The organism is Streptomyces celluloflavus (genome assembly GCA_000720995.1).
Classification (GTDB): Bacteria; Actinomycetota; Actinomycetes; order Streptomycetales; family Streptomycetaceae; genus Streptomyces; species Streptomyces celluloflavus.
In genome coordinates, this window is sequence record JOEL01000011.1 from 66,940 (window position 1) to 86,211 (window position 19,272).

Sequence of the window (19,272 nt, forward strand, 5' to 3'; positions counted from 1 at the left end):
AGCCGTGGGCTGGGAGGCCGCAACGGCTTACGCCCAGTTGAACGACTGCGGGGCGGTGAGCGGGAGGAAATATGGGGCTGCTTCTGCTCGTAGGCACCCGGAAATTTCCGGTTCCGGAGCAGCCGGCAGCCGGGCCTCTGGCTACTGTGAGTCGAGTGACCGGAAACTTCGGCCTGAAGGCCAAGATGGACGAAGCCGGGTTCACGCAGCGGGAGTTAGTCGATGCAGTGAACGGCAAGCTGCGTGAGGCCGGCGAACATCCCACCGTCGGAGACCGGACGGTCAGGACGTGGCTGACCGGAAAATCCTGCTGGCCCCATCCCGCCAAGAGGCGCGCCTTGGAGGCAGTATTCGGCTGTACCGCCGAAGAGCTGGGCTTCATTCGCCCGCTCGCCGAGCGAACGGAGGAGGACGTGCACCGCCGGAAGTTCTGCGGCGCGGTCACCGGCGCCGCTGTCGCCGTACCCCTCCCGGCCGCCCGCCGGGCCGTAGGTAGCTCCGACGTACTACGCGCCCGTAAGGGGCTGGAGAACCTCACCAGTCTTGATCAGGCCAGAGGAGGGCATGCAGCGCTGGAAAAGGTCGCCCTCGCCGGCGCGTGCGACACCCTCGAATTGCAGCAGCGGGCGGCAACGCAGCGGATTCGACAGCGCCTGTTCAGCGTGGCCGCCGACTACACTGCCGCCGCCGCATGGTCATGCGTCGATGCTCGGCAACTCGACCGCGCACAGCAGCACTTGAATGAAGCCCTACGGCTGGCCGGAATGGCACAGGACATCACGGCACAGATGCGGGTGTGGAATGCCACCGCGCTCCTTGCCCACCAGCGGCGTGAGTATGGCGAGGCAGTCGCCGCAGCGCAAGCAGCGCAAGCAACTTCCATTACGCGGCGCGATCCGTTCTTCGGCTCTCTCGCGCATGCTCGTGCCGCTGTCGGTCACGCCAACTGCGACGACCGACAGTCGGCCTTGCGCTCTCTCGGTCACGCCGAAGACGCCCTGGCCAAGGCAGATGAGCGTCCACGTCCAGGATGGGTGGCGTTCTACGGACCTGCCGAGCTGCATGCCCTGGCGGCAATTCTCCATGACCAGGTCGGATCTCCCGCGGAGGCGGAGGCAGCGTCATACCGTGCGCTGTCAGCGCTTCCCGAGAAGTACCGGCGCAACCGGGCCATGACCATTGTCCGACTCGCCCTGGCGCAACTCCATCAAGGCGATATCGACAGGGGATGTGCCACCACTGCTGACGCCTTCGCCCTGATGGTCGGGCACCCCCTCCCGGGGCGGCTGCGCGTCGTGTTGGGTGACTTTCACCGCGACCTGCTTACCCTCGCACCAACCGCCGCTGTGACGCGGGAGTGGGGCGACCGATATCGATCCGAATGGAGCCCAGCGTGACAGCTGATATCGACCTGCGTCATTACACTCAGGGCGATCTCGCGCAGATCCGGCCAACGCTCTTGGACGTGCATGCCGATGCCTACGCGGACCGCATGGACGAGGAATTTGTGCAGCGTTTCCCGTGGTTCGTTGATCACTGGGGCAATAAGCCCGGTTTCTCGTGTGTGATCGTCTACAGCGCCGGGGAGCCAGCCGGCTTTTCCTACGGGGCTCCGAACGACCCCGGTACCGAATGGTGGCGTGAGTACATCACCGAACCCGCTGAGGCCTCCACCTTCGCGGTCTCCGAGCTCATGCTCCGAGTGAAGTGGCGAAAGCAGGGATTGTCCGAGCGCCTCCACGAGGCTCTGCTCAGCCCGCGTGCGGAGGCACATGCAACCCTCACTGTCGATACCCGGCGTCCAAGGCTGCAAGCCTTGTATGAGTCCTGGGGCTACCGGAAGATCGGGCAGCGGCAGCCCTTCGCCGACTCCCCACTTTATGCGGTCATGCTTCGGTCTTTGCGTACTGCCTGAGAGGCGGCACGAGTGGTGGCGCCGCCGCGAAATTCGCCGGGCGCCAGGTTTGTGAAGTGCCAAGTGCCTCCTTTATGGCCCGAAGGCCGTAAAGGAGGCGCGCACCAGTGCACGCCGAAGGCGTGATCCCGTCCGGCGGCGGACACGTCGTTCCCGTACGGTAAGCGACTGCCGCCGCCCGTAGGGGAGTTCGGGCCTGCACCTGGGTCTGCGTCACAGCCTCGGTCGCGCTCTTCTTCGGTCCGGCCTCTCGTGAGTCCCCCGGCGGGCTTCGCCGCCCGCCCCTAGGTGCAGCCAGGGGCGGTCCCGCTGTGCCCCTCCGTACCGGCCGGGGTCCGGCAGTCGCGGCAGCGGCCGGGGGATGGTGACCGGAACACCCGCTCGCAGTGCGGGCATTCCTGGAAGGGTGCGGGCGGTGGAGCCGCTGCCTTCGCGGGTGGAGCCGGGGGCAGGACGGGTGGCAGCCACTCGGTGAGACGGTGGGCGAGGAGGGCGCTCGCTCTCACGATGATGCCGCCGGGCAGTGTGGCGGTGAGCGTACGGGACACCTGCTCGGCCGGTACGCCGCGCGCCAGCCAGGTCTCCACGGCCGGGGTCAGTTGGGTGATCTCCCTTACGGACAAGGCCAGTCGGGCGTCCGAGCGCCGCAGTCCGGCGAGAAGATCGGCGGCGGGTGTGCGTTCCCCGGACGGCGGCGGAGGCGATGCCGGAGGTGATTGCTCGGGTGTCGGTGGAGCGGCCGGAGGGCGGGGCGGTGGTGCGGGGTTATCCACAGGCTGTGGATGGGTGGAGTGGGCGGGGTGAGCCCGGTGGCCGGGGCGGGGCGGACGTGCAGGGCGGGCCGGACGCTCGGGGCGGCGCTCGGTGTCCGGGCACTCGTAGTACGTCGTACGCGTCACGATCCGCTGCCCCGCGGCCCGCTCTCTGCTGCGCCGCAAGTACCCGGCCGCCTCAAGCTCCTTGAGCGCGGCGGCGATCTTGTACTCGCTCTCCGGGAGGCGCTCGGCCAGTGCCCTGATGCCGACCCTGGTGCCGTCCGGAAGGGATTGGATGCGTACGGCGATGCCGATGGCGGTGGAGGAGAGGGTGGGGTGCTGGGCGAGGTGATTGCCGACCACCGTGAAGTGGGTGGTGTGGCGGTGACGGACATGGGTCACACCGGCGGCCGACGGATGCCGAGACGGCGTCGCGGCGCGGGCGGTAGACTCAACGGGTGTCATTGGGAAGGGCTTTCTTCCTAGTGAGGATCATCTGGAAGGCTCTTACTTCCGTTGATCAGGCCCTCGGTGTTGGGATGCCAGTCCCGCCGGGGGCCGATTTTTTTCCCGGGCGGATTCCCGGGATGTGCCGTGAACGTACCGGCTTCGGACCCGCATATGCGACTCAGTCACCTGATCAGGTGATCCCACCTGCTGACAAGGGGAGTTGGCGCGAGGCCGGGCGGCGGGGAGCCGGGGAGTGCGGAGGGGAGTGGTTTGGGTGTTCCTTCTCCCGCTTCCTTATGGGGCGTCGGGCCGCACCACGACGTCGCTCACCAGGTCGCGGGGGGCGCGATCCGGTGAGCGATGTGCGGAGCTGTCCTGACCAGGGGGAATGGGGCGTCAGGAGCGGGGTCCGGGCGGGAGGTTGCGGGCAGGCCGGGGGGAATGTCAGACGGGGGTGGCAGGCTGGACTTCGGCCGGCCAGCAGCCAGCCAGCCGGTCGACTCGGCCGGCTCGTCGGCTCGCGTATCCGGAAAGGTGGCAAGTCCGTTATGTCTGACCAGGTGTCCCGTCCCGCCGTGGCTCCTTCCATAGCCTCCGTCGCGGCTTCCCTCTCGACCTCCGTCGCGGCGTCCGTCAATCTCGCCGAGAAGCTCGCCCTGTTCAGCGACCACTGGGGACCGAGGAAGGTCGCCGCGCTCAACGACTACGAGGTCAAAGTCGTCAAGGTGCAAGGGGAGTTCGTCTGGCACACCCACGAGGACACCGACAAGCTGTTCCTCGTCATCAGCGGACGGCTGACCATTCAGCTGCGGGACGGGGATGTCGTCCTCGGGCCGGGGGAGTTGTTCGTCGTGCCGCGGGGTGTGGAGCACTGCCCGCGGGCGACGGAGGAGACCGCGATCCTGCTGCTGGAACCGGCCGGGGTGGTGAACACCGGTGACGCGGGCGGACCGCTGACCCGGGCGGCGACGGCGCTGTAGCGGTTCCGTGGCGCGAGGCCGGAATCACCGGTGGGAACCGGGGGTCTGGGAACTGTGGGTCTGGGAGCCGTGGGCCTGGGAACTGTGGGCCTGAGGAGGGCGGCACCTGTCGTGGCTGACCATTTGCGTGTGCTGCGCGACCACCGGACGTGCGGTCTTGGCCAGTTCCCTGACCTTGGCGTTGGCGCCCGAGGCGATCACCTTGTCGATGAGGGCCAGGGTCTGCGTGTGGGCCGCGTACTGCGCCTTGAGCCAAGCGCCGTCGTACGAGGGCTTCTTGGCCATGGCCTTGAGGGCGGCGGCCTGCTTGCGCTGATCGGCCGTCTGCCCGGAGGGGAGCTTCACGCCCACCTGGGCGGCCGTCTTGGTGACGCCCGCGTCGAGGGTGCGGTGGTCCCGGACGAATTCGGCGCCGACCTTCTTGACGCAGGAGCTGGTGGCGTCCGTCTGGGCGGCCTGTCCCGTCTCGATCTCCCAGAGGTTGCCCTGGTGGGCGGCGGTGAGCAACTCCTTGTCCAGCGCGGAGACCCGTGACGACGACGGGGAGGGCGATGCCGCGAGGGCCGTTCCGGGCGATACGAGGGCGGCTCCGGCCGCCGCGCCCGCGAGGCAGAGCGTCGTGGCGCAGACTGCGCTGAAACGGGCGGTGGTTCGCGTTATGGACATAGGTCCTCCACGGTTCGGGTGGGTGGGTGAATGGGGGGGAGGGGATGCGGGTGGGGGAAGGAGAGAGGGGCGGGCCTGGCGGGACGGACGTTGTCCCGGTCTCGCCGCTCGGCCCCGCCGTTCTGCGCGGCCCCGTTCCGTCCCGTCTGCGCTGCCTCGTCTCGCTCGCCGCTCGGAATGTGCGGATCCGCGCCGAAACCAGGGATTCCCCTTCGGCGTGTCGGCGTAACCACTTCCCTCGGCGCCCCCGGCAACGCTGGCGCGCGCGCCATTGATCGGCTATCGAGGCGCCGGCGCGGGTTCCGGGGGAGCGGCGAAACCTGTTTGAGGTGTGGCGTGTGTCACATGTTGCACCTATGCTGAGTAGCGGAGAAGGAGATACGGGGAGAGAATCCCGATGCGTGGCATACCTGAGCGGCTGCGCGCCGCTCCAGAATCTGTGGCCGCCGGACGGGCGCGACCGTTGGTGTCGGCCGGGGATTGCGGTCTGCTCCTGCTCCGGCTCACGTTCGGCCTGCTGATGGCGGGGCACGGCGCCCAGAAGCTGTTCGGGATCTTGGGTGGCCAGGGGCTGACCGCCACCGGCCGGGAATTCACCGCCCTGGGGTACCGCCCCGGCACGGTCTTCGCCGCCATCGGCGGCGCTTCCGAGTTTCTCGGCGGCATCGGACTGGCCCTGGGGTTGTTCACTCCACTGGCAGCGGCCGCGCTGATCGGCGTCATGATCAACGCCATGGCGACCGTCACCGGGGCACACGGTCTGTGGGAGAGCGAGGGCGGTGTGGAGTACAGCGTGTGCATCGCGGTCGTCGCACTCGCCGTCGCCGCCATCGGCCCCGGACGGCTCGCCCTGGACCGGCCGTTCCGCTGGGGTCAGGGCGGCTGGCGCGCGGGCGCCTTCGCACTCGGTCTCGGCGGTATCGGCGCGGCCATCGCGCTGATCCTCTGAAGACTTCCGACGGCGGAAGGCGCGGGCTGACGGCCTTCGGCTTCAGGAGTTCCCGGGGCGCGGGGGCTCCTGCCGTCCGCCGCCGTCCGCCGAGTTCTCCCGTTACGCGCGATGGCCACCCCGTAACGGCCGGGTGTGACGAGCCTTCAGGTACAAGTTTTCAGCCGTGAGCCAGAGCCGTTGATCTGTCGCGGCGAAGGCCGGGCACTCTCACCGAAGGCCGGGCGTTCTCACCGAAGGCTGAGCACTGCCCTACGGGGTGTTGGCCGCCACGGCGGTCCGGATCGTAATGGCGAGCCGGGCCGCGTCTTCGGTGTAGCCGGTCAGCAGCAGCCGTCCGCCGTCCCGGATGCGGATGACCGTGTGGACGTCCCAGCCCATGAGCCGGCCCAGGGCGTGGTCCTGTCCGCGCTCGACCACGCCGCGGATCGCCGTCCAGGGCAGCACCCGGGTCTCCCCGGTCCGCCGGTAGACCAGTCCTTGCTCGCGCAGCACGAAGATTTCGCCATGCCGTCGCAGGGTCCGCAGGCCGTTGGAGACTCCGCCGTAGATCCCGATGAGCGCGGCACCCCACAGCAGCCCGGTCAACCGCACGGCATGAGCGCGCTCGGCGAAGATGGCGAAGGTCATCGGAGTCGCGGCCGCCGCGAACGCCAGGCCGACCAGCAGCACGCCGATCGCGACGCGCCCGCGACGTGCGTTGTCCGTCGGATGGTTGCTGACGAAAACACCCAGAGCGCGCTCAGCTTCCCTGACCACTGATTCCCCCCACCAGAGCCTCTGCCGCAGTGCCGTCAGTCTGTGGGACCGCCGGGCAGCGGGACAAGAGCGCGACGCTAGCGGGAGAGCGGCAGTGTGCGGATGCCGCCCACGTCGTTCGCGCGTACGCCCCAAGTGTTCCGAGCAGACCGCAGAATCACGGATTCGAGACCCTCAGTCGCTCCTGCCCCATGGCGGCGGTACACCGCAGCCTCGCGCAAGGTTCGGTGAGAACGCTCAGCCTTCCACTGCGGAAGGCCGGCCGTCAGACGTACGGACGGGCCGTCAGGCGGCCCTGCGGAGTCCCCCGGGCCGAAGCGCGGGGCAGGCCAGGGCAGGACCGCGGCAGCGTACGCGGCGCGAGTACGCAAAAGGACCGTCCCTCCCGAGGCGGCGGGAGGGACGGTCCTTTCGGGGCGGGCGGTCTCAGAGGACGCGGACCGCGCCGGTGGGCTGGCTGTAGCTGAGCGGGCGCTCGACGACGCCGGTGCTGGAGTTCTGGGCGCCGATGAACTTGCCGCCGCCGATGTAGATGGCGACGTGGTAGGCGCTGCCCGCGCTGCCCCAGTACAGGATGTCGCCGACCTGAAGGTTGCTCAGGCCGACCTGGGTGCCCGCGGTCGACTGGTCCTGCGAGACGCGCGGCAGGTCGATGTTGAGCTGCTTGTACGCGGCCTTCACCAGACCGGAGCAGTCGTACGCGGAGGAGCCCGTGGCGCCGCTCACGTATGCCTTGCCGACCTGGGCCTTGAGGAAGCTCACGAGCGAGGCGGTGTTGCCGCTGCCGGTGGAGCTGGAGGTCGAGGTGGCGGTGGTGCTGGAACCGCCGGACGGCGTGGACGAGCCGACGAGCGTGGTGCGCTCGGCGGAGCGCGAGGCGCGGGCCTGTTCGGCCTCCTTCGCCTTCTTGGCCTCGGCATCGGCCTTCTTCTTGGCCTCGGCATCGGCCTTCGCCTGCTTCTCGGCGGCGGCCTTGTCCTTCTCCGCGTCCTTGGCAGCCTTGACGACGGTGCTGTCCTGGAGGGCCTGCCGCTCGTAGTCGAGCGCGACCTGCTGCACGGTGTCGACGCTCTTGGCGCTGAGGGTGGCCAGCGCCGAGGTGATGGTCGGCATTTCCTGGGTCTCGGCGACCGGCTTCTCGGCGGCGTTCGCCGGCACGGCGGCGCCGGTCACCGCGAGAGTGAGGATGCCACCGGTCACTCCCGCACGCAGTGCCCGCGAGGACGCGGAACGGCGGGGCTTCCGGTGGCTGGGTATGAGTGCGTTCGAGGACATGGACCACGGCTATCAGGCGCCGCTGGTTGCTGCCAACAAAGGTGGTCTACACCACACTTGACGCGTACGCGCTGAATAAAACGGACTTTTGACCGACCGTCGGGTCGGAAACGGACCGCCCGGATTTCGTGATCATGTTCCTACGCATGGCATTTGCGGTCCGACGGCGAGTCAGAAGGTGCTTATCACCTCCACATCCGCCACGCCAAGGCTTCTCGCCCGTCAAGGGCTCGCGGCGTGAAACCGCGTGGGATAGGTCACTCGTGAGTGCCCGTTATGTTCCCGTGATCCGGCCGCTCGTGAACGGAAGCACGTACCGACGATCACGGTCGGATCACGGGTGGGTCACGTCTGCGGCGGCGCCTCTTATAGCAGTTGGCTGAGTCCAGCACCAATTTGCTTTTATCGGCCATGGCTTGATAGTGGCGACGCGCCTCTGACCAGCAAAAACGGGCATGAATGTCACCTCTCGTGATCACTCGCGCGCTTCGCGTACGAAGATCACCGCTCATCCGACTTCATGATCCTTCGTCAGGTGGTGGAGATCACAAAGACGTTGGCGTTACCCGTGTCGCAGATCACAGACCGGCGGGCATAGGATGCAGGCGGTTCGGGCTTGTGAACTGCCTCACATAGGCACGATCTTCATGGGGCGGCCGGCCGGCCCGAGCGGACCGCCATCCAGTCATCGTCGACTGAAGGGAGCCGGGACGGTGAACGCTTACGCGCCCATCCTCGTACTGGGAGCCCTCGGGGCAGGGTTTGCGATCTTCTCTGTCGTCACGGGCATGCTCGTCGGGCCCAAGCGTTACAACCGGGCCAAGCAAGAGGCGTACGAATGCGGAATCGAGCCGACCCCGCAGCCGTCCGGCGGCGGCCGTTTCCCGATCAAGTACTACCTGACGGCGATGCTCTTCATCGTCTTCGACATCGAGATCGTCTTCCTCTATCCCTGGGCCGTCACCTTCGACGCCCTGGGGATTTTCGGGCTCGTCGAGATGCTCCTCTTCGCGCTCACCGTCTTCGTCGCCTACGCCTATGTCTGGCGTCGGGGCGGCCTGGAATGGGATTAGGGGCCACCAATGGGACTTGAAGAGAAGCTGCCGAGCGGCTTTTTGCTGACCACCGTCGAACAGGCCGCCGGCTGGGTGCGCAAATCGTCGGTCTTCCCCGCGACGTTCGGGCTGGCCTGCTGCGCCATCGAGATGATGACGACCGGCGCCGGGCGGTACGACATGGCCCGCTTCGGCATGGAGGTCTTCCGCGGTTCGCCCCGGCAGGCGGACCTGATGATCGTCGCCGGCCGGGTGAGCCAGAAGATGGCGCCCGTGCTGCGGCAGGTCTACGACCAGATGCCGAACCCGAAATGGGTGATCTCCATGGGGGTCTGCGCCTCGTCCGGCGGAATGTTCAACAATTACGCAATTGTGCAGGGCGTTGACCACATTATCCCGGTCGATATTTATTTGCCGGGCTGCCCGCCGCGCCCCGAAATGCTGCTGGACGCCATTGTCAAGCTGCACCGGAAGATTCAGAGCAGCAAGCTCGGCGTCAATCAGCAGCAGGCGGCCCAGGAGGCGGAGGAGGCGGCGCTCAAGGCGCTTCCCCTGATCAACATGCCCCTCTCGTCCGTGAAGAAAGGGCTGCGGTGAGCGAGCCGAATAACCCCGAGAGCCCGGAGGCCCGGGACGACCTCCCGGCGCAGCACGACGACGCCGGTGATCTGATCGCCACCCGCCGCGGCATGTTCGGCGCCAACAACGGCGGCGACACCTCCGGTTACGGCGGACTCGTCCGCTCCGTCCGGCTGCCGGGCGCCACCCCGCGGCCGTACGGCGGCTGGTTCGACGAGGTCGCCGACGAACTGGAGGGCGCCCTCGACGAGCAGGGCCTGGTCCCCGAGAACGTCATCGGCAAAACGGTCGTCGACCGCGACGAGCTGACCTTCCACATCGAGCGGGAGTACCTGCCGGCCGTCGCCCGGACGCTGCGCGACGACCCGGCGCTCCGCTTCGAGCTCTGCACGGGCGTGAGCGGGGTGCACTTCCCCGGAGACAAGGGGCGCGAGCTGCACGCGGTCTACCACCTGCGCTCGATCACCCACAACCGGCTCATCCGGCTGGAGGTCTCCGCCCCCGACGCCGACCCGCATGTGCCCTCGCTGGTGGAGGTCTATCCGACCAACGACTGGCACGAGCGCGAGACGTACGACTTCTTCGGCCTGGTCTTCGACGGCCACCCCGCGCTGACGCGGATCATAATGCCGGACGACTGGCAGGGCTTCCCGCAGCGCAAGGACTACCCGCTCGGCGGCATTCCCGTCGAGTACAAGGGCGCCCGGATCCCGGCTCCCGACCAGCGGAGGTCGTACAGCTGATGACTCCTTCCCCTACTTCCTCCGAAGCCTCGCCCGCGCGCGAGACGACCGAGGGCACCGTCTACACCGTCACCGGCGGCGACTGGGACGAGGTCGTGGCGGCGGCCGCCAAGTCCGACGACGAGCGGATCATCGTCAACATGGGGCCGCAGCACCCCTCCACGCACGGCGTGCTCCGGATCATCCTGGAGATCGACGGCGAGACCGTCACCGAGGCCCGCTGCGGTATCGGCTATCTGCACACCGGCATCGAGAAGAACCTCGAATACCGGACCTGGACGCAGGGCACCACCTTCGTCACGCGGATGGACTACCTCACCCCGTTCTTCAACGAGACGGCGTACTGCCTGGGCGTGGAGAAGCTGCTCGGCATCACCGACCAGATCCCGGACCGCGCCACCGTCATCCGCGTACTGCTGATGGAGCTCAACCGGATCTCCTCCCACCTGGTGGCCATCGCCACCGGCGGGATGGAACTGGGCGCCACCACGATCATGATCTACGGCTTCCGGGACCGCGAACTCGTCCTCGACATCTACGAGTTGATCACCGGCCTGCGGATGAACCACGCCTTCGTCCGGCCCGGCGGCCTCGCCCAGGACCTGCCCCCCGGCACCGTCGACCAGGTGCGCGGCTTCATCAAGAAGATGCGCAAGAACATCCCCGAGTACGACAAGCTCGCCACCGGGAACCCCGTCTTCAAGGCCCGCCTGCAGGACATCGGCTACCTCGACCTGGCGGGCTGCCTGGCCACCGGCGCCACCGGTCCCATGCTGCGCGCCGCCGGGCTGCCGCACGATCTGCGCAAGGCGCAGCCGTACTGCGGCTACGAGAACTACGACTTCGAGGTGCCGACCGCCGACACCTGCGACGCCTACGGCCGGTTCCTGATCCGGCTGGAGGAGATGCGCCAGTCGCTGCGGATCGTCGAACAGTGCCTGGACCGGCTGGAGCCGGGGCCGGTGATGGTCGCGGACAAGAAGATCGCCTGGCCCGCCCAGCTGGCCATGGGCCCGGACGGTCTGGGCAACTCCCTCGACCACATCAAGAAGATCATGGGCACCTCGATGGAGGCCCTGATCCACCACTTCAAGCTGGTGACGGAGGGCTTCCGCGTCCCGCCGGGACAGACCTACACGGCCGTGGAGTCGCCCAAGGGCGAACTGGGCGTGCACGTGGTCAGCGACGGCGGCACCCGCCCCTACCGGGTGCACTTCCGCGACCCGTCCTTCACCAATCTCCAGGCCATGGCGGCGATGTGCGAGGGCGGCCAGGTCGCCGACGTCATCGTCGCCGTCGCGTCCATCGACCCCGTGATGGGAGGCGTCGACCGGTGACCGGTACCCCCGCGACTCACTTGGGCATGCCCGAACTCCCCGCCCCCGACTACCCGGCCGAGATCCGGGCCCGGCTGGAGGCCGACGCCAAGGAGGTGATCGCCCGCTACCCCGACTCCCGCTCCGCGCTGCTGCCGCTGCTGCATCTCGTCCAGGCGGAGGAGGGCCATGTCACCCGCACCGGCATCCGCTTCTGCGCCGGACAGCTCGGGCTGACCACGGCCGAGGTCACGGCGGTCTCCACCTTCTACTCGATGTACCGCCGCAGGGCGGGCGGTGACTACCAGGTCGGCGTCTGCACCAACACGCTGTGCGCGGTGATGGGCGGCGACGCCATCTTCGAGGAGCTGAAGGAACACCTCGGCGTCGGCAACGACGAGACCACCGAGGACGGCGCCATCACCCTCGAACACATCGAGTGCAACGCCGCCTGCGATTTCGCGCCCGTCGTGATGGTGAACTGGGAATTCTTCGACAACCAGACGCCGGAGAGCGCCAAACGGCTGGTCGACGACCTGCGGGCCGGCCGGACCGTCGCGCCCACCCGCGGTGCGCCGCTGTGCACGTACAAGGAGACGGCCCGGGTGCTCGCGGGCTTCCCGGACCAGCGGCCGGGCGCCGTCGAGGCCACCGGCAGCGCCGGGGCCGCCTCACTGGCCGGACTGCGGCTCGCCAAGGGCGAGGCCCTCCCGGGCCGCGGCGCCGACCACGTCATCGCGCCGCGCACGGCCGGTCCGGACAACCCGGCCGGACCGGCGGCCAAGGAGGGGGAGTGATGACGGTGGCAGCCGAGAACGGGGGCACCTCCAGGCCGGCGACCGGCGGCGAGGCGAGCCCCGAGAAGCTCCTCTCGCCCGTCCTGTCCGCCTTCTGGGACCAGCCCGAATCCTGGACGCTGGAGACCTACCAGCGGCACGAGGGCTACGCGGGCCTGCGCAAGGCCCTCGCGATGGCGCCGGACGACGTCATCGCGTACGTCAAGGAGTCCGGGCTGCGCGGCCGCGGCGGGGCCGGCTTCCCGACCGGGATGAAGTGGCAGTTCATCCCGCAGGGCGACGGCAAACCGCACTATCTGGTGGTCAACGCCGACGAATCGGAGCCCGGGACCTGCAAGGACATCCCGCTCCTCTTCGCGAATCCGCATTCCCTCATCGAGGGCATCGTCATCGCCTGCCATGCGATCCGCTCCCAGCTCGCCTTCATCTATCTGCGCGGTGAGGTCGTGCCCGTCCTGCGGCGGCTGCACGAGGCCGTCCGGGAGGCGTACGCGGCGGGCTACCTCGGGAAGAACATCCTCGGCTCGGGGCTCGACCTGGATGTCGTCGTGCACGCGGGTGCGGGCGCGTACATCTGCGGTGAGGAGACCGCGCTGCTGGACTCCCTGGAGGGCCGTCGTGGACAGCCCCGGCTGCGTCCTCCCTTCCCGGCGGTGGCCGGCCTCTACGCCTGCCCCACTGTCGTGAACAACGTCGAGTCCATCGCCTCGGTTCCCGCCATCATGAACCGGGGCAAGGACTGGTTCCGTTCGATGGGCAGCGAGAAGTCCCCGGGCTTCACGCTCTACTCGCTCAGCGGCCACGTCACCCACCCCGGCCAGTACGAGGCCCCGTTGGGCATCACGCTGCGCCAGCTGCTGGACATCAGCGGCGGCATCCGGCGCGGCCACCGGCTCAAGTTCTGGACACCGGGCGGCTCCTCGACACCGCTCTTCACCGACGAACACCTCGACGTCCCGCTGGACTACGAGGGCGTCGGCGCGGCCGGCTCGATGCTCGGCACCAAGGCGCTCCAGTGCTTCGACGAGACCACCTGCGTGGTGCGCGCGGTGACCCGCTGGACCGAGTTCTACGCGCACGAGTCCTGCGGGAAGTGCACGCCCTGCCGCGAAGGCACCTACTGGCTGGTGCAGTTGCTGCGCGACATCGAGGCCGGCAAGGGCCGGATGGACGATCTCGACAAGCTCAACGACATCGCCGACAACATCAACGGCAAGTCCTTCTGCGCGCTGGGCGACGGCGCCGCCTCGCCGATCTTCTCCTCGCTCAAGTACTTCCGCGAGGAGTACGAGCAGCACATCACCGGCAAGGGCTGCCCCTTCGATCCGGCCAAGTCGACCGTCTGGGCCGACAACGACGCTCACCTGGGGGTGAACGCATGACCGTCACCACTACCGGATCGGACAGCGGCTCCGCCGCGGGCCCCTCCGGGGGCGGCGCCGCGGCGGTCCCGCCGGAAGACCTCGTCTCGCTGACGATCGACGGCATCGAGATCTCCGTCCCCAAGGGGACCCTGGTCATCCGGGCCGCCGAACTCCTCGGCATCGCGATCCCGCGCTTCTGCGACCACCCGCTGCTGGACCCGGTCGGTGCCTGCCGGCAGTGCATCGTCGAGGTCGAGGGCCAGCGCAAGCCGATGGCCTCGTGCACCATCACCTGCACGGACGGGATGGTCGTCCGCTCACAGCTCACCTCCCCGGTGGCCGAGAAGGCGCAGCGCGGCGTGATGGAGCTGCTGCTGATCAACCATCCGCTGGACTGCCCGGTCTGCGACAAGGGCGGCGAATGCCCGCTCCAGAACCAGGCGATGCAGGTCGGCGACCCGGACAGCCGCTTCGAGGGCAAGAAGCGGACGTTCGCGAAGCCGGTGCCGATCTCGACACAGGTACTGCTGGACCGCGAACGGTGCGTACTGTGCGCGCGCTGCACCCGCTTCAGCAACCAGATCGCCGGCGACCCGATGATCGAGCTGCTGGAGCGCGGCGCCCTCCAGCAGGTCGGCATCGGCGAGGGCGACCCGTTCAGGTCGTACTTCTCCGGCAACACCATCCAGATCTGCCCGGTCGGCGCGCTCACCTCCGCCGCGTACCGCTTCCGCTCCCGCCCCTTCGACCTGGTCTCCTCGCCGTCGGTGTGCGAGCACTGCGCGGGCGGCTGCGCGACCCGTACGGACCACCGCCGCGGCAAGGTGCTGCGGCGGCTGGCGGAGAACGACCCCGAGGTCAACGAGGAGTGGCTCTGCGACAAGGGGCGGTTCGGCTTCCGCTACGCGCAGCAGCGCGACCGGCTGGAGCATCCGCTGGTCCGTAACGCGGAGTCCGGCGAACTGGAGCCGGCGAGCTGGCCCGAGGCGCTGGCGGCCGCGGCCCGCGGGCTGGCCGCCGCCAAGGGGCGCACCGGCGTGCTGACCGGCGGCCGGCTGACCGTCGAGGACGCCTACGCCTACGCCAAGTTCGCCCGCACCGTGCTGGACACCGACGACATCGACTTCCGGGCGCGGGCACACAGCGCCGAGGAGGCCGGTTTCCTGGCGGCCCGGGTCGCCGGCCGCGGCCGTGACCTGGCCGGCGGGGACGCGGTGACGTACACCTCGCTGGAGCAGGCGCCGGCCGTGCTGCTGGCCGGTATCGAGGCGGAGGAGGAGGCCCCGGGCGTCTTCCTGCGGCTGCGCAAGGCCCACCGCAAGAGCGGCCAGCGCACCTACGGGCTGGCCGCCTACGCCTCGCGTGGGCTGATCAAGGCCGGCGGCACGCTGCTGCCGGCCGCGCCGGGCACCGAGACCGAATGGCTGGACGCGCTCGCGGGCGGCGCCGGTCCGGAGGGCGAGGGGCAGGCGGCGGCCGAGGCGCTGCGCGCGGACGGCGCGGTGATCATCGTCGGCGAGCGGCTGGCGACGGTCCCCGGCGCGCTGACCGCCGCGATCCGTACCGCCGCCGCGACCGGCGCCCGGCTGGTCTGGATTCCGCGCCGGGCCGGGGAACGCGGCGCCGTCGAGGCGGGCGCGCTGCCGGGGCTGCTGCCCGGTGGCCGGCCGGCCACCGACCCGCGGGCCCGTGCGGAGGTCGCCGCCGTCTGGGGCGTGGACGCGCTCCCGCAGCGGCACGGCCGGGACACCGGCCAGATCATCGAGGCCGCGGCGACCGGCGAACTGGGCGCGCTGCTGGTGGCCGGTGTCGAACTGGCCGACCTGCCGGACCCGGTCGGCGCGGCCGCGGCTCTGGACGCGGTCGGGTTCCTGGTGAGCCTGGAGCTGCGGCCCTCGGAGGTGACCCGCCGGGCGGATGTGGTCCTCCCGGTGGCGGCCGTGGTCGAGAAGTCCGGGACGTTCCTCAACTGGGAGGGCCGGGCGCGGCTGTTCGAGGCGGCGCTCAAGCCGGACCAGCTGGCGGGCCGGCATCTGCTCCCGGACACCCGGGTGCTGCACATGCTCGCCGACGCCCTGGACGTCCCGCTGGCGCTGCCGGACATCCGCGCGGCCCGCGACGAGCTGCGCCGGCTCGGCGCCTGGACCGGTCCGTACGCCGCGGATCCGCCGGCCGCCGGGCGCCCGATGCCGCGTCCCGACGCCGGTCAGGCGGTGCTCGCCGGGCACCGGCTGCTGCTGGACCAGGGGCGGCTCCAGGAGGGCGACGATGCGCTGGCCGGTACCCGGCACCCCGCGGTCGCCCGGCTGTCGGAGACCACCGCGCGGGAGACCGGCGTCAAGGACGGCGATCTGCTGGCGGTCGCCGGACCGGCCGGCGCGGTCCAACTGCCGCTCCAGATCACGCCGATGCCCGACCGGGTGGTGTGGCTGCCGCTGAACTCCACGGGCGGTGGCGTCGCCGCCGACACCGGGGCGCGCCTCGGTGAGCTGGTGCAGGTCTTCGCCGTCCCCGGCACTCCCGAGCCGGCCAAGGAGGTGGACGCATGATGCGGCCGCTCGATCAGCTGACCGCCGCGGGCACCGCGCTCGCCCAGGAAGACCTGTCGATGTTCGGCCGCGACCCGTGGTGGCTCGTCGTCGTCAAGGCGGTCTTCTGCTTCGCGTTCCTGATGCTGACCGTGCTGTTCTCCATCGTCTGGGAGCGCAAGGTCGTCGCCTGGATGCAGCTGCGCATCGGTCCCAACCGGCACGGCCCCTGGGGCATGCTCCAGTCGCTCGCCGACGGCATCAAGCTGATGCTCAAGGAAGACCTGATCGTCAAGCGGGCCGACAAGGCGGTCTATCTCCTCGCGCCGGTGGTGGCGGCCGTACCGGCCTTCATGGCCATCGCGGTGATCCCCTTCGGCCCCGCCGGCAACGAGGTCTCGATCTTCGGCCAGCGCACCACGATGCAGCTGACCGACCTGCCGATCGGCGTCCTCTACATCCTGGCCACCGCCTCGGTCGGCATCTACGGCATCGTGCTGGCGGGCTGGTCCTCCGGCTCGACGTACCCGCTGCTCGGCGGTCTGCGCTCGTGCGCCCAGATGATCTCCTACGAGATCGCGATGGGCATGTCCTTCGCGGCGGTCTTCCTCTACTCCGGGTCGATGTCGACCTCGGCGATCGTGGAGTCCCAGCAGGGCAAGTGGTACGTCCTGCTGTTGCCGGTCTCCTTCATCATCTACATCATCGCGATGGTGGGCGAGACCAACCGCGCGCCGTTCGACATGCCGGAGTCCGAGGGCGACCTCGTCGGCGGTTTCAACACCGAGTACTCGTCCATCAAGTTCGCGATGTTCATGCTCGCCGAGTACGTCAACATGGTCACCGTCTCGTCGGTCGCGGTCACCCTCTTCCTGGGCGGCTGGCGGGCGCCGTACCCGATCAGTGCTTTCTGGGAGGGCGCGAACCACGGCTGGTGGCCGATGCTCTGGTTCATCATCAAGGTCCAGTTGCTGCTGTTCTTCTTCATCTGGCTGCGCGGCACGCTGCCACGGGTGCGCTACGACCAGTTCATGAAACTGGGCTGGAAGGTCCTCATCCCGATCTCGCTGGTCTGGCTGATGCTGGTCGCGACCGTCCGGGCGCTGAAGAACGAGGGCTACGACTTCCAGCAGATCGTGCTCTACGTCGCCGGGGCCGCGATCGTGCTGCTGCTGATCTCCCTGGTCGTGGACTTCTTCCGGCGGGCCGAGAAGGAGGAGGACACGGACGGTACGCCCGCCTTCGACCCGATGGCCGGCGGCTTCCCCGTACCGCCGTTGCCCGGCCAGAGCCTGCCGCCCGTGCCACGCCGACGGCCGCGCCACGAGCGCGAGTTGATTGTCAGTGGCGGGGTGGACACTGTCAGTGACGGAAACGGAATCGACGGAAAGGGGGGCGACGGTGCCTGACTTCCAGAACCCCGTGGCCGGCTTCGGCGTGACCTTCAAGGCCATGTTCAAGAAGCGGCTGACCGAGCAGTATCCGGAGGAGAAGAAGCCGACGGCGCCGCGCTTCCACGGCCGTCATCAGCTCAACCGCCACCCGGACGGCCTGGAGAAATGCATCGGCTGCGAGCTGTGCGCCTGGGCCTGTCCGGCGGACGCGATCTACGTCGAGGGCGCGGACAACACCGACGAGGAGCGCTACTCCCCGGGCGAGCGCTACGGCCGCGTCTACCAGATCAACTACCTCCGCTGCATCCTGTGCGGTCTGTGCGTGGAGGCGTGCCCGACCCGCGCGCTGACGATGACCAATGAGTACGAACTCGCCGACCGGTCCCGCGAATCGCTCATCTACACCAAGGAGGAGCTGCTCGCGGGCCTGACGGAGACGATGGTCGACACCCCGCACGCGATCTTCCCCGGGATGACGGAGAAGGACTACTACAACGGCCTGGTGACGGGCGCCGCCCCCGGCACCGTCCGCCAGGCCGCCGTCTCCCAGGGCGAACGGCCCGAGGACGAGGGGGTGTCGGCATGACCGGTCTCGCCGCCGCGGCCTCCACGACCTCCCTGGGGGAGGCTGTGCAGTTCTGGATCCTGGGCACCGTCGCCGTCATCGGCGCGCTCTGCACGATCCTGATGAAGCGGGCCGTGCACAGCGCCCTCTCGCTCGCCGGGACCATGATCGTCCTGGCGGTCTTCTACCTCGCCAACGGCGCGTACTTCCTCGGCGTCGTCCAGATCGTCGTCTACACGGGCGCGATCATGATGCTCTTCCTCTTCGTCGTGATGCTGGTCGGCGTCACGGCGGCGGACTCCCTCAAGGAGACGCTCAAGGGGCAGCGCTGGCTCGCCGCCGGGCTGGGCCTCGGCTTCGGCATCCTGCTCATCGCCGGTATCGGCAACGCCTCGCTCCGGCACTTCGACGGGCTGGGCCAGGCCAATGCCGGCGGCAATGTGCAGGGTCTGGCCGCGCTCATCTTCACCAAGTACGTCTTCGCCTTCGAGGCCACCGGCGCCCTGCTGATCACGGCCGCCGTCGGCGCGATGGTGCTCACCCACCGGGAGCGTACGGAGCGCGCCACGTCCCAGCGCGAGCGGTCGCAGGCGCGGGTCCGCGCGGGCAAGCAGGTACCGCCGCTGCCCGCTCCGGGCGTCTACGCCCGGCACAACGCGGTGGACATCCCCGGTCTGCTGCCGGACGGCACCCCGTCCGAGCTGACCGTCAATCCGACCCTGCGGGCGCGCGGCCAGATCCGGGATGTCTCCGGTGAGGCGCTGACCGGAGTGAAGGAGCTGGAGCGGCGCTCCGAGGACTGGCTGGAGCGTGACTCCGGGCCGCGGTCGTCGTCGGCGGCCCCTGGCCCGGCGGCGCCGAAGGAGGAGGCGAAGAAATGAACCCGGTCAATTACCTCTATCTCGCCGCCCTGTTGTTCACCATCGGCGCGGCCGGGGTGCTGATCAGGCGGAACGCCATCGTGGTGTTCATGTGCATCGAACTGATGCTGAACGCCTGCAATCTCGCCTTCGTGGTCTTCGCGCGGATGCACGGGAATCTCGACGGCCAGATCATCGCCTTCTTCACGATGGTCGTCGCCGCGGCCGAGGTCGTGGTCGGCCTGGCGATCATCGTGTCGATCTTCCGCACCCGTCATACGGCCTCGGTCGACGACGCCAGCCTGATGAAGCTGTAAGGGGT

At 69.2% G+C, this 19,272-nt stretch carries 19 protein-coding genes; 15 read left to right on the top strand and 4 right to left on the bottom strand.

The annotated features are described in order from the left end of the window. Positions 1–155: 155 nt before the first annotated feature. Both IH09_RS12120 and IH09_RS12125 read left to right on the top strand, forming a co-directional pair. Entirely contained in the window at positions 156–1,397 is a 1,242-nt protein-coding gene (locus IH09_RS12120; protein WP_318279440.1) for an XRE family transcriptional regulator, read from the top strand. Then, positions 1,382–1,915 (top strand): GNAT family N-acetyltransferase, encoded by a 534-nt coding sequence (locus tag IH09_RS12125; RefSeq protein WP_052856183.1) that lies wholly within the window; start codon positions 1,382–1,384, stop codon positions 1,913–1,915. The genes IH09_RS12120 and IH09_RS12125 overlap by 16 nt, the downstream gene beginning before the upstream one ends. A gap of 284 nt (positions 1,916–2,199) precedes the next feature. Here the strand turns inward: IH09_RS12125 and IH09_RS37030 are convergent, their stop codons facing one another. Beyond that, complete coding sequence (locus tag IH09_RS37030) at positions 2,200–3,072, bottom strand: hypothetical protein (RefSeq protein ID WP_190233268.1); 873 nt, start codon at positions 3,070–3,072, stop codon at positions 2,200–2,202. A 623-nt stretch (positions 3,073–3,695) separates the two neighbouring features. On the opposite strand from IH09_RS37030, the gene IH09_RS12130 reads away from it, so the two are divergent. Beyond that, the gene (locus IH09_RS12130) at positions 3,696–4,100 is read left to right on the top strand and encodes a cupin domain-containing protein (RefSeq protein ID WP_244933832.1); all 405 of its coding nucleotides are present in this window, start codon (positions 3,696–3,698) and stop codon (positions 4,098–4,100) included. A 24-nt stretch (positions 4,101–4,124) separates the two neighbouring features. Here the strand turns inward: IH09_RS12130 and IH09_RS12135 are convergent, their stop codons facing one another. Then, a complete protein-coding gene (locus tag IH09_RS12135) occupies positions 4,125–4,766 on the bottom strand; it encodes a DUF4142 domain-containing protein (protein ID WP_110952240.1) in 642 nt (213 codons plus the stop codon). Between the two features lie 397 nt (positions 4,767–5,163). On the opposite strand from IH09_RS12135, the gene IH09_RS12140 reads away from it, so the two are divergent. After that, entirely contained in the window at positions 5,164–5,715 is a 552-nt protein-coding gene (locus tag IH09_RS12140) for a DoxX family protein (protein ID WP_172450441.1), read from the top strand. Positions 5,716–5,967: 252 nt separating this feature from the next. On the opposite strand, the gene IH09_RS12145 is transcribed toward IH09_RS12140, so the two are convergent. Continuing rightward, a complete protein-coding gene (locus IH09_RS12145; RefSeq protein ID WP_052856186.1) occupies positions 5,968–6,474 on the bottom strand; it encodes a PH domain-containing protein in 507 nt (168 codons plus the stop codon). 426 nt (positions 6,475–6,900) lie between these two features. Then, positions 6,901–7,749, bottom strand: coding sequence for a C40 family peptidase (locus tag IH09_RS12150; RefSeq protein ID WP_052856187.1), 849 nt, complete (start codon positions 7,747–7,749; stop codon positions 6,901–6,903). A 713-nt stretch (positions 7,750–8,462) separates the two neighbouring features. On the opposite strand from IH09_RS12150, the gene IH09_RS12155 reads away from it, so the two are divergent. From IH09_RS12155 to nuoK, 11 genes are read left to right on the top strand one after another with little or no spacing between them, the layout of a single operon-like run. After that, positions 8,463–8,822, top strand: a complete 360-nt coding sequence (locus IH09_RS12155; protein ID WP_052856188.1) for an NADH-quinone oxidoreductase subunit A — start codon at positions 8,463–8,465, stop codon at positions 8,820–8,822. 9 nt (positions 8,823–8,831) lie between these two features. Beyond that, positions 8,832–9,401 carry a NuoB/complex I 20 kDa subunit family protein gene (locus tag IH09_RS12160; protein ID WP_052856189.1) on the top strand — a complete coding sequence of 190 codons (570 nt, stop codon included), beginning with the start codon at positions 8,832–8,834 and terminating at the stop codon, positions 9,399–9,401. Beyond that, positions 9,398–10,126 carry an NADH-quinone oxidoreductase subunit C gene (locus IH09_RS12165; RefSeq protein WP_052856190.1) on the top strand — a complete coding sequence of 243 codons (729 nt, stop codon included), beginning with the start codon at positions 9,398–9,400 and terminating at the stop codon, positions 10,124–10,126. Before IH09_RS12160 ends, IH09_RS12165 begins: the two co-directional genes overlap by 4 nt. Then, the gene (locus tag IH09_RS12170; RefSeq protein ID WP_052856191.1) at positions 10,126–11,463 is read left to right on the top strand and encodes an NADH-quinone oxidoreductase subunit D; all 1,338 of its coding nucleotides are present in this window, start codon (positions 10,126–10,128) and stop codon (positions 11,461–11,463) included. The genes IH09_RS12165 and IH09_RS12170 overlap by 1 nt, the downstream gene beginning before the upstream one ends. 26 nt (positions 11,464–11,489) lie before the next feature. Next, positions 11,490–12,239, top strand: a complete 750-nt coding sequence (gene nuoE, locus IH09_RS12175) for an NADH-quinone oxidoreductase subunit NuoE (RefSeq protein WP_052856192.1) — start codon at positions 11,490–11,492, stop codon at positions 12,237–12,239. Then, positions 12,239–13,621 (top strand): NADH-quinone oxidoreductase subunit NuoF, encoded by a 1,383-nt coding sequence (gene nuoF, locus IH09_RS12180; RefSeq protein WP_052856193.1) that lies wholly within the window; start codon positions 12,239–12,241, stop codon positions 13,619–13,621. The genes nuoE and nuoF overlap by 1 nt, the downstream gene beginning before the upstream one ends. Then, entirely contained in the window at positions 13,618–16,152 is a 2,535-nt protein-coding gene (locus IH09_RS12185) for an NADH-quinone oxidoreductase subunit G (protein WP_052856194.1), read from the top strand. The genes nuoF and IH09_RS12185 overlap by 4 nt, the downstream gene beginning before the upstream one ends. Continuing rightward, positions 16,149–17,540 (top strand): NADH-quinone oxidoreductase subunit NuoH, encoded by a 1,392-nt coding sequence (gene nuoH, locus IH09_RS12190; RefSeq protein WP_110952241.1) that lies wholly within the window; start codon positions 16,149–16,151, stop codon positions 17,538–17,540. Before IH09_RS12185 ends, nuoH begins: the two co-directional genes overlap by 4 nt. Beyond that, entirely contained in the window at positions 17,533–18,111 is a 579-nt protein-coding gene (gene nuoI, locus IH09_RS12195) for an NADH-quinone oxidoreductase subunit NuoI (RefSeq protein WP_052856195.1), read from the top strand. Before nuoH ends, nuoI begins: the two co-directional genes overlap by 8 nt. Beyond that, positions 18,108–18,971, top strand: a complete 864-nt coding sequence (locus IH09_RS12200) for an NADH-quinone oxidoreductase subunit J (protein WP_052856196.1) — start codon at positions 18,108–18,110, stop codon at positions 18,969–18,971. The genes nuoI and IH09_RS12200 overlap by 4 nt, the downstream gene beginning before the upstream one ends. Beyond that, positions 18,968–19,267, top strand: coding sequence for an NADH-quinone oxidoreductase subunit NuoK (gene nuoK / locus IH09_RS12205; protein ID WP_052856197.1), 300 nt, complete (start codon positions 18,968–18,970; stop codon positions 19,265–19,267). The genes IH09_RS12200 and nuoK overlap by 4 nt, the downstream gene beginning before the upstream one ends. The last annotated feature ends 5 nt before the right edge of the window (positions 19,268–19,272 follow it).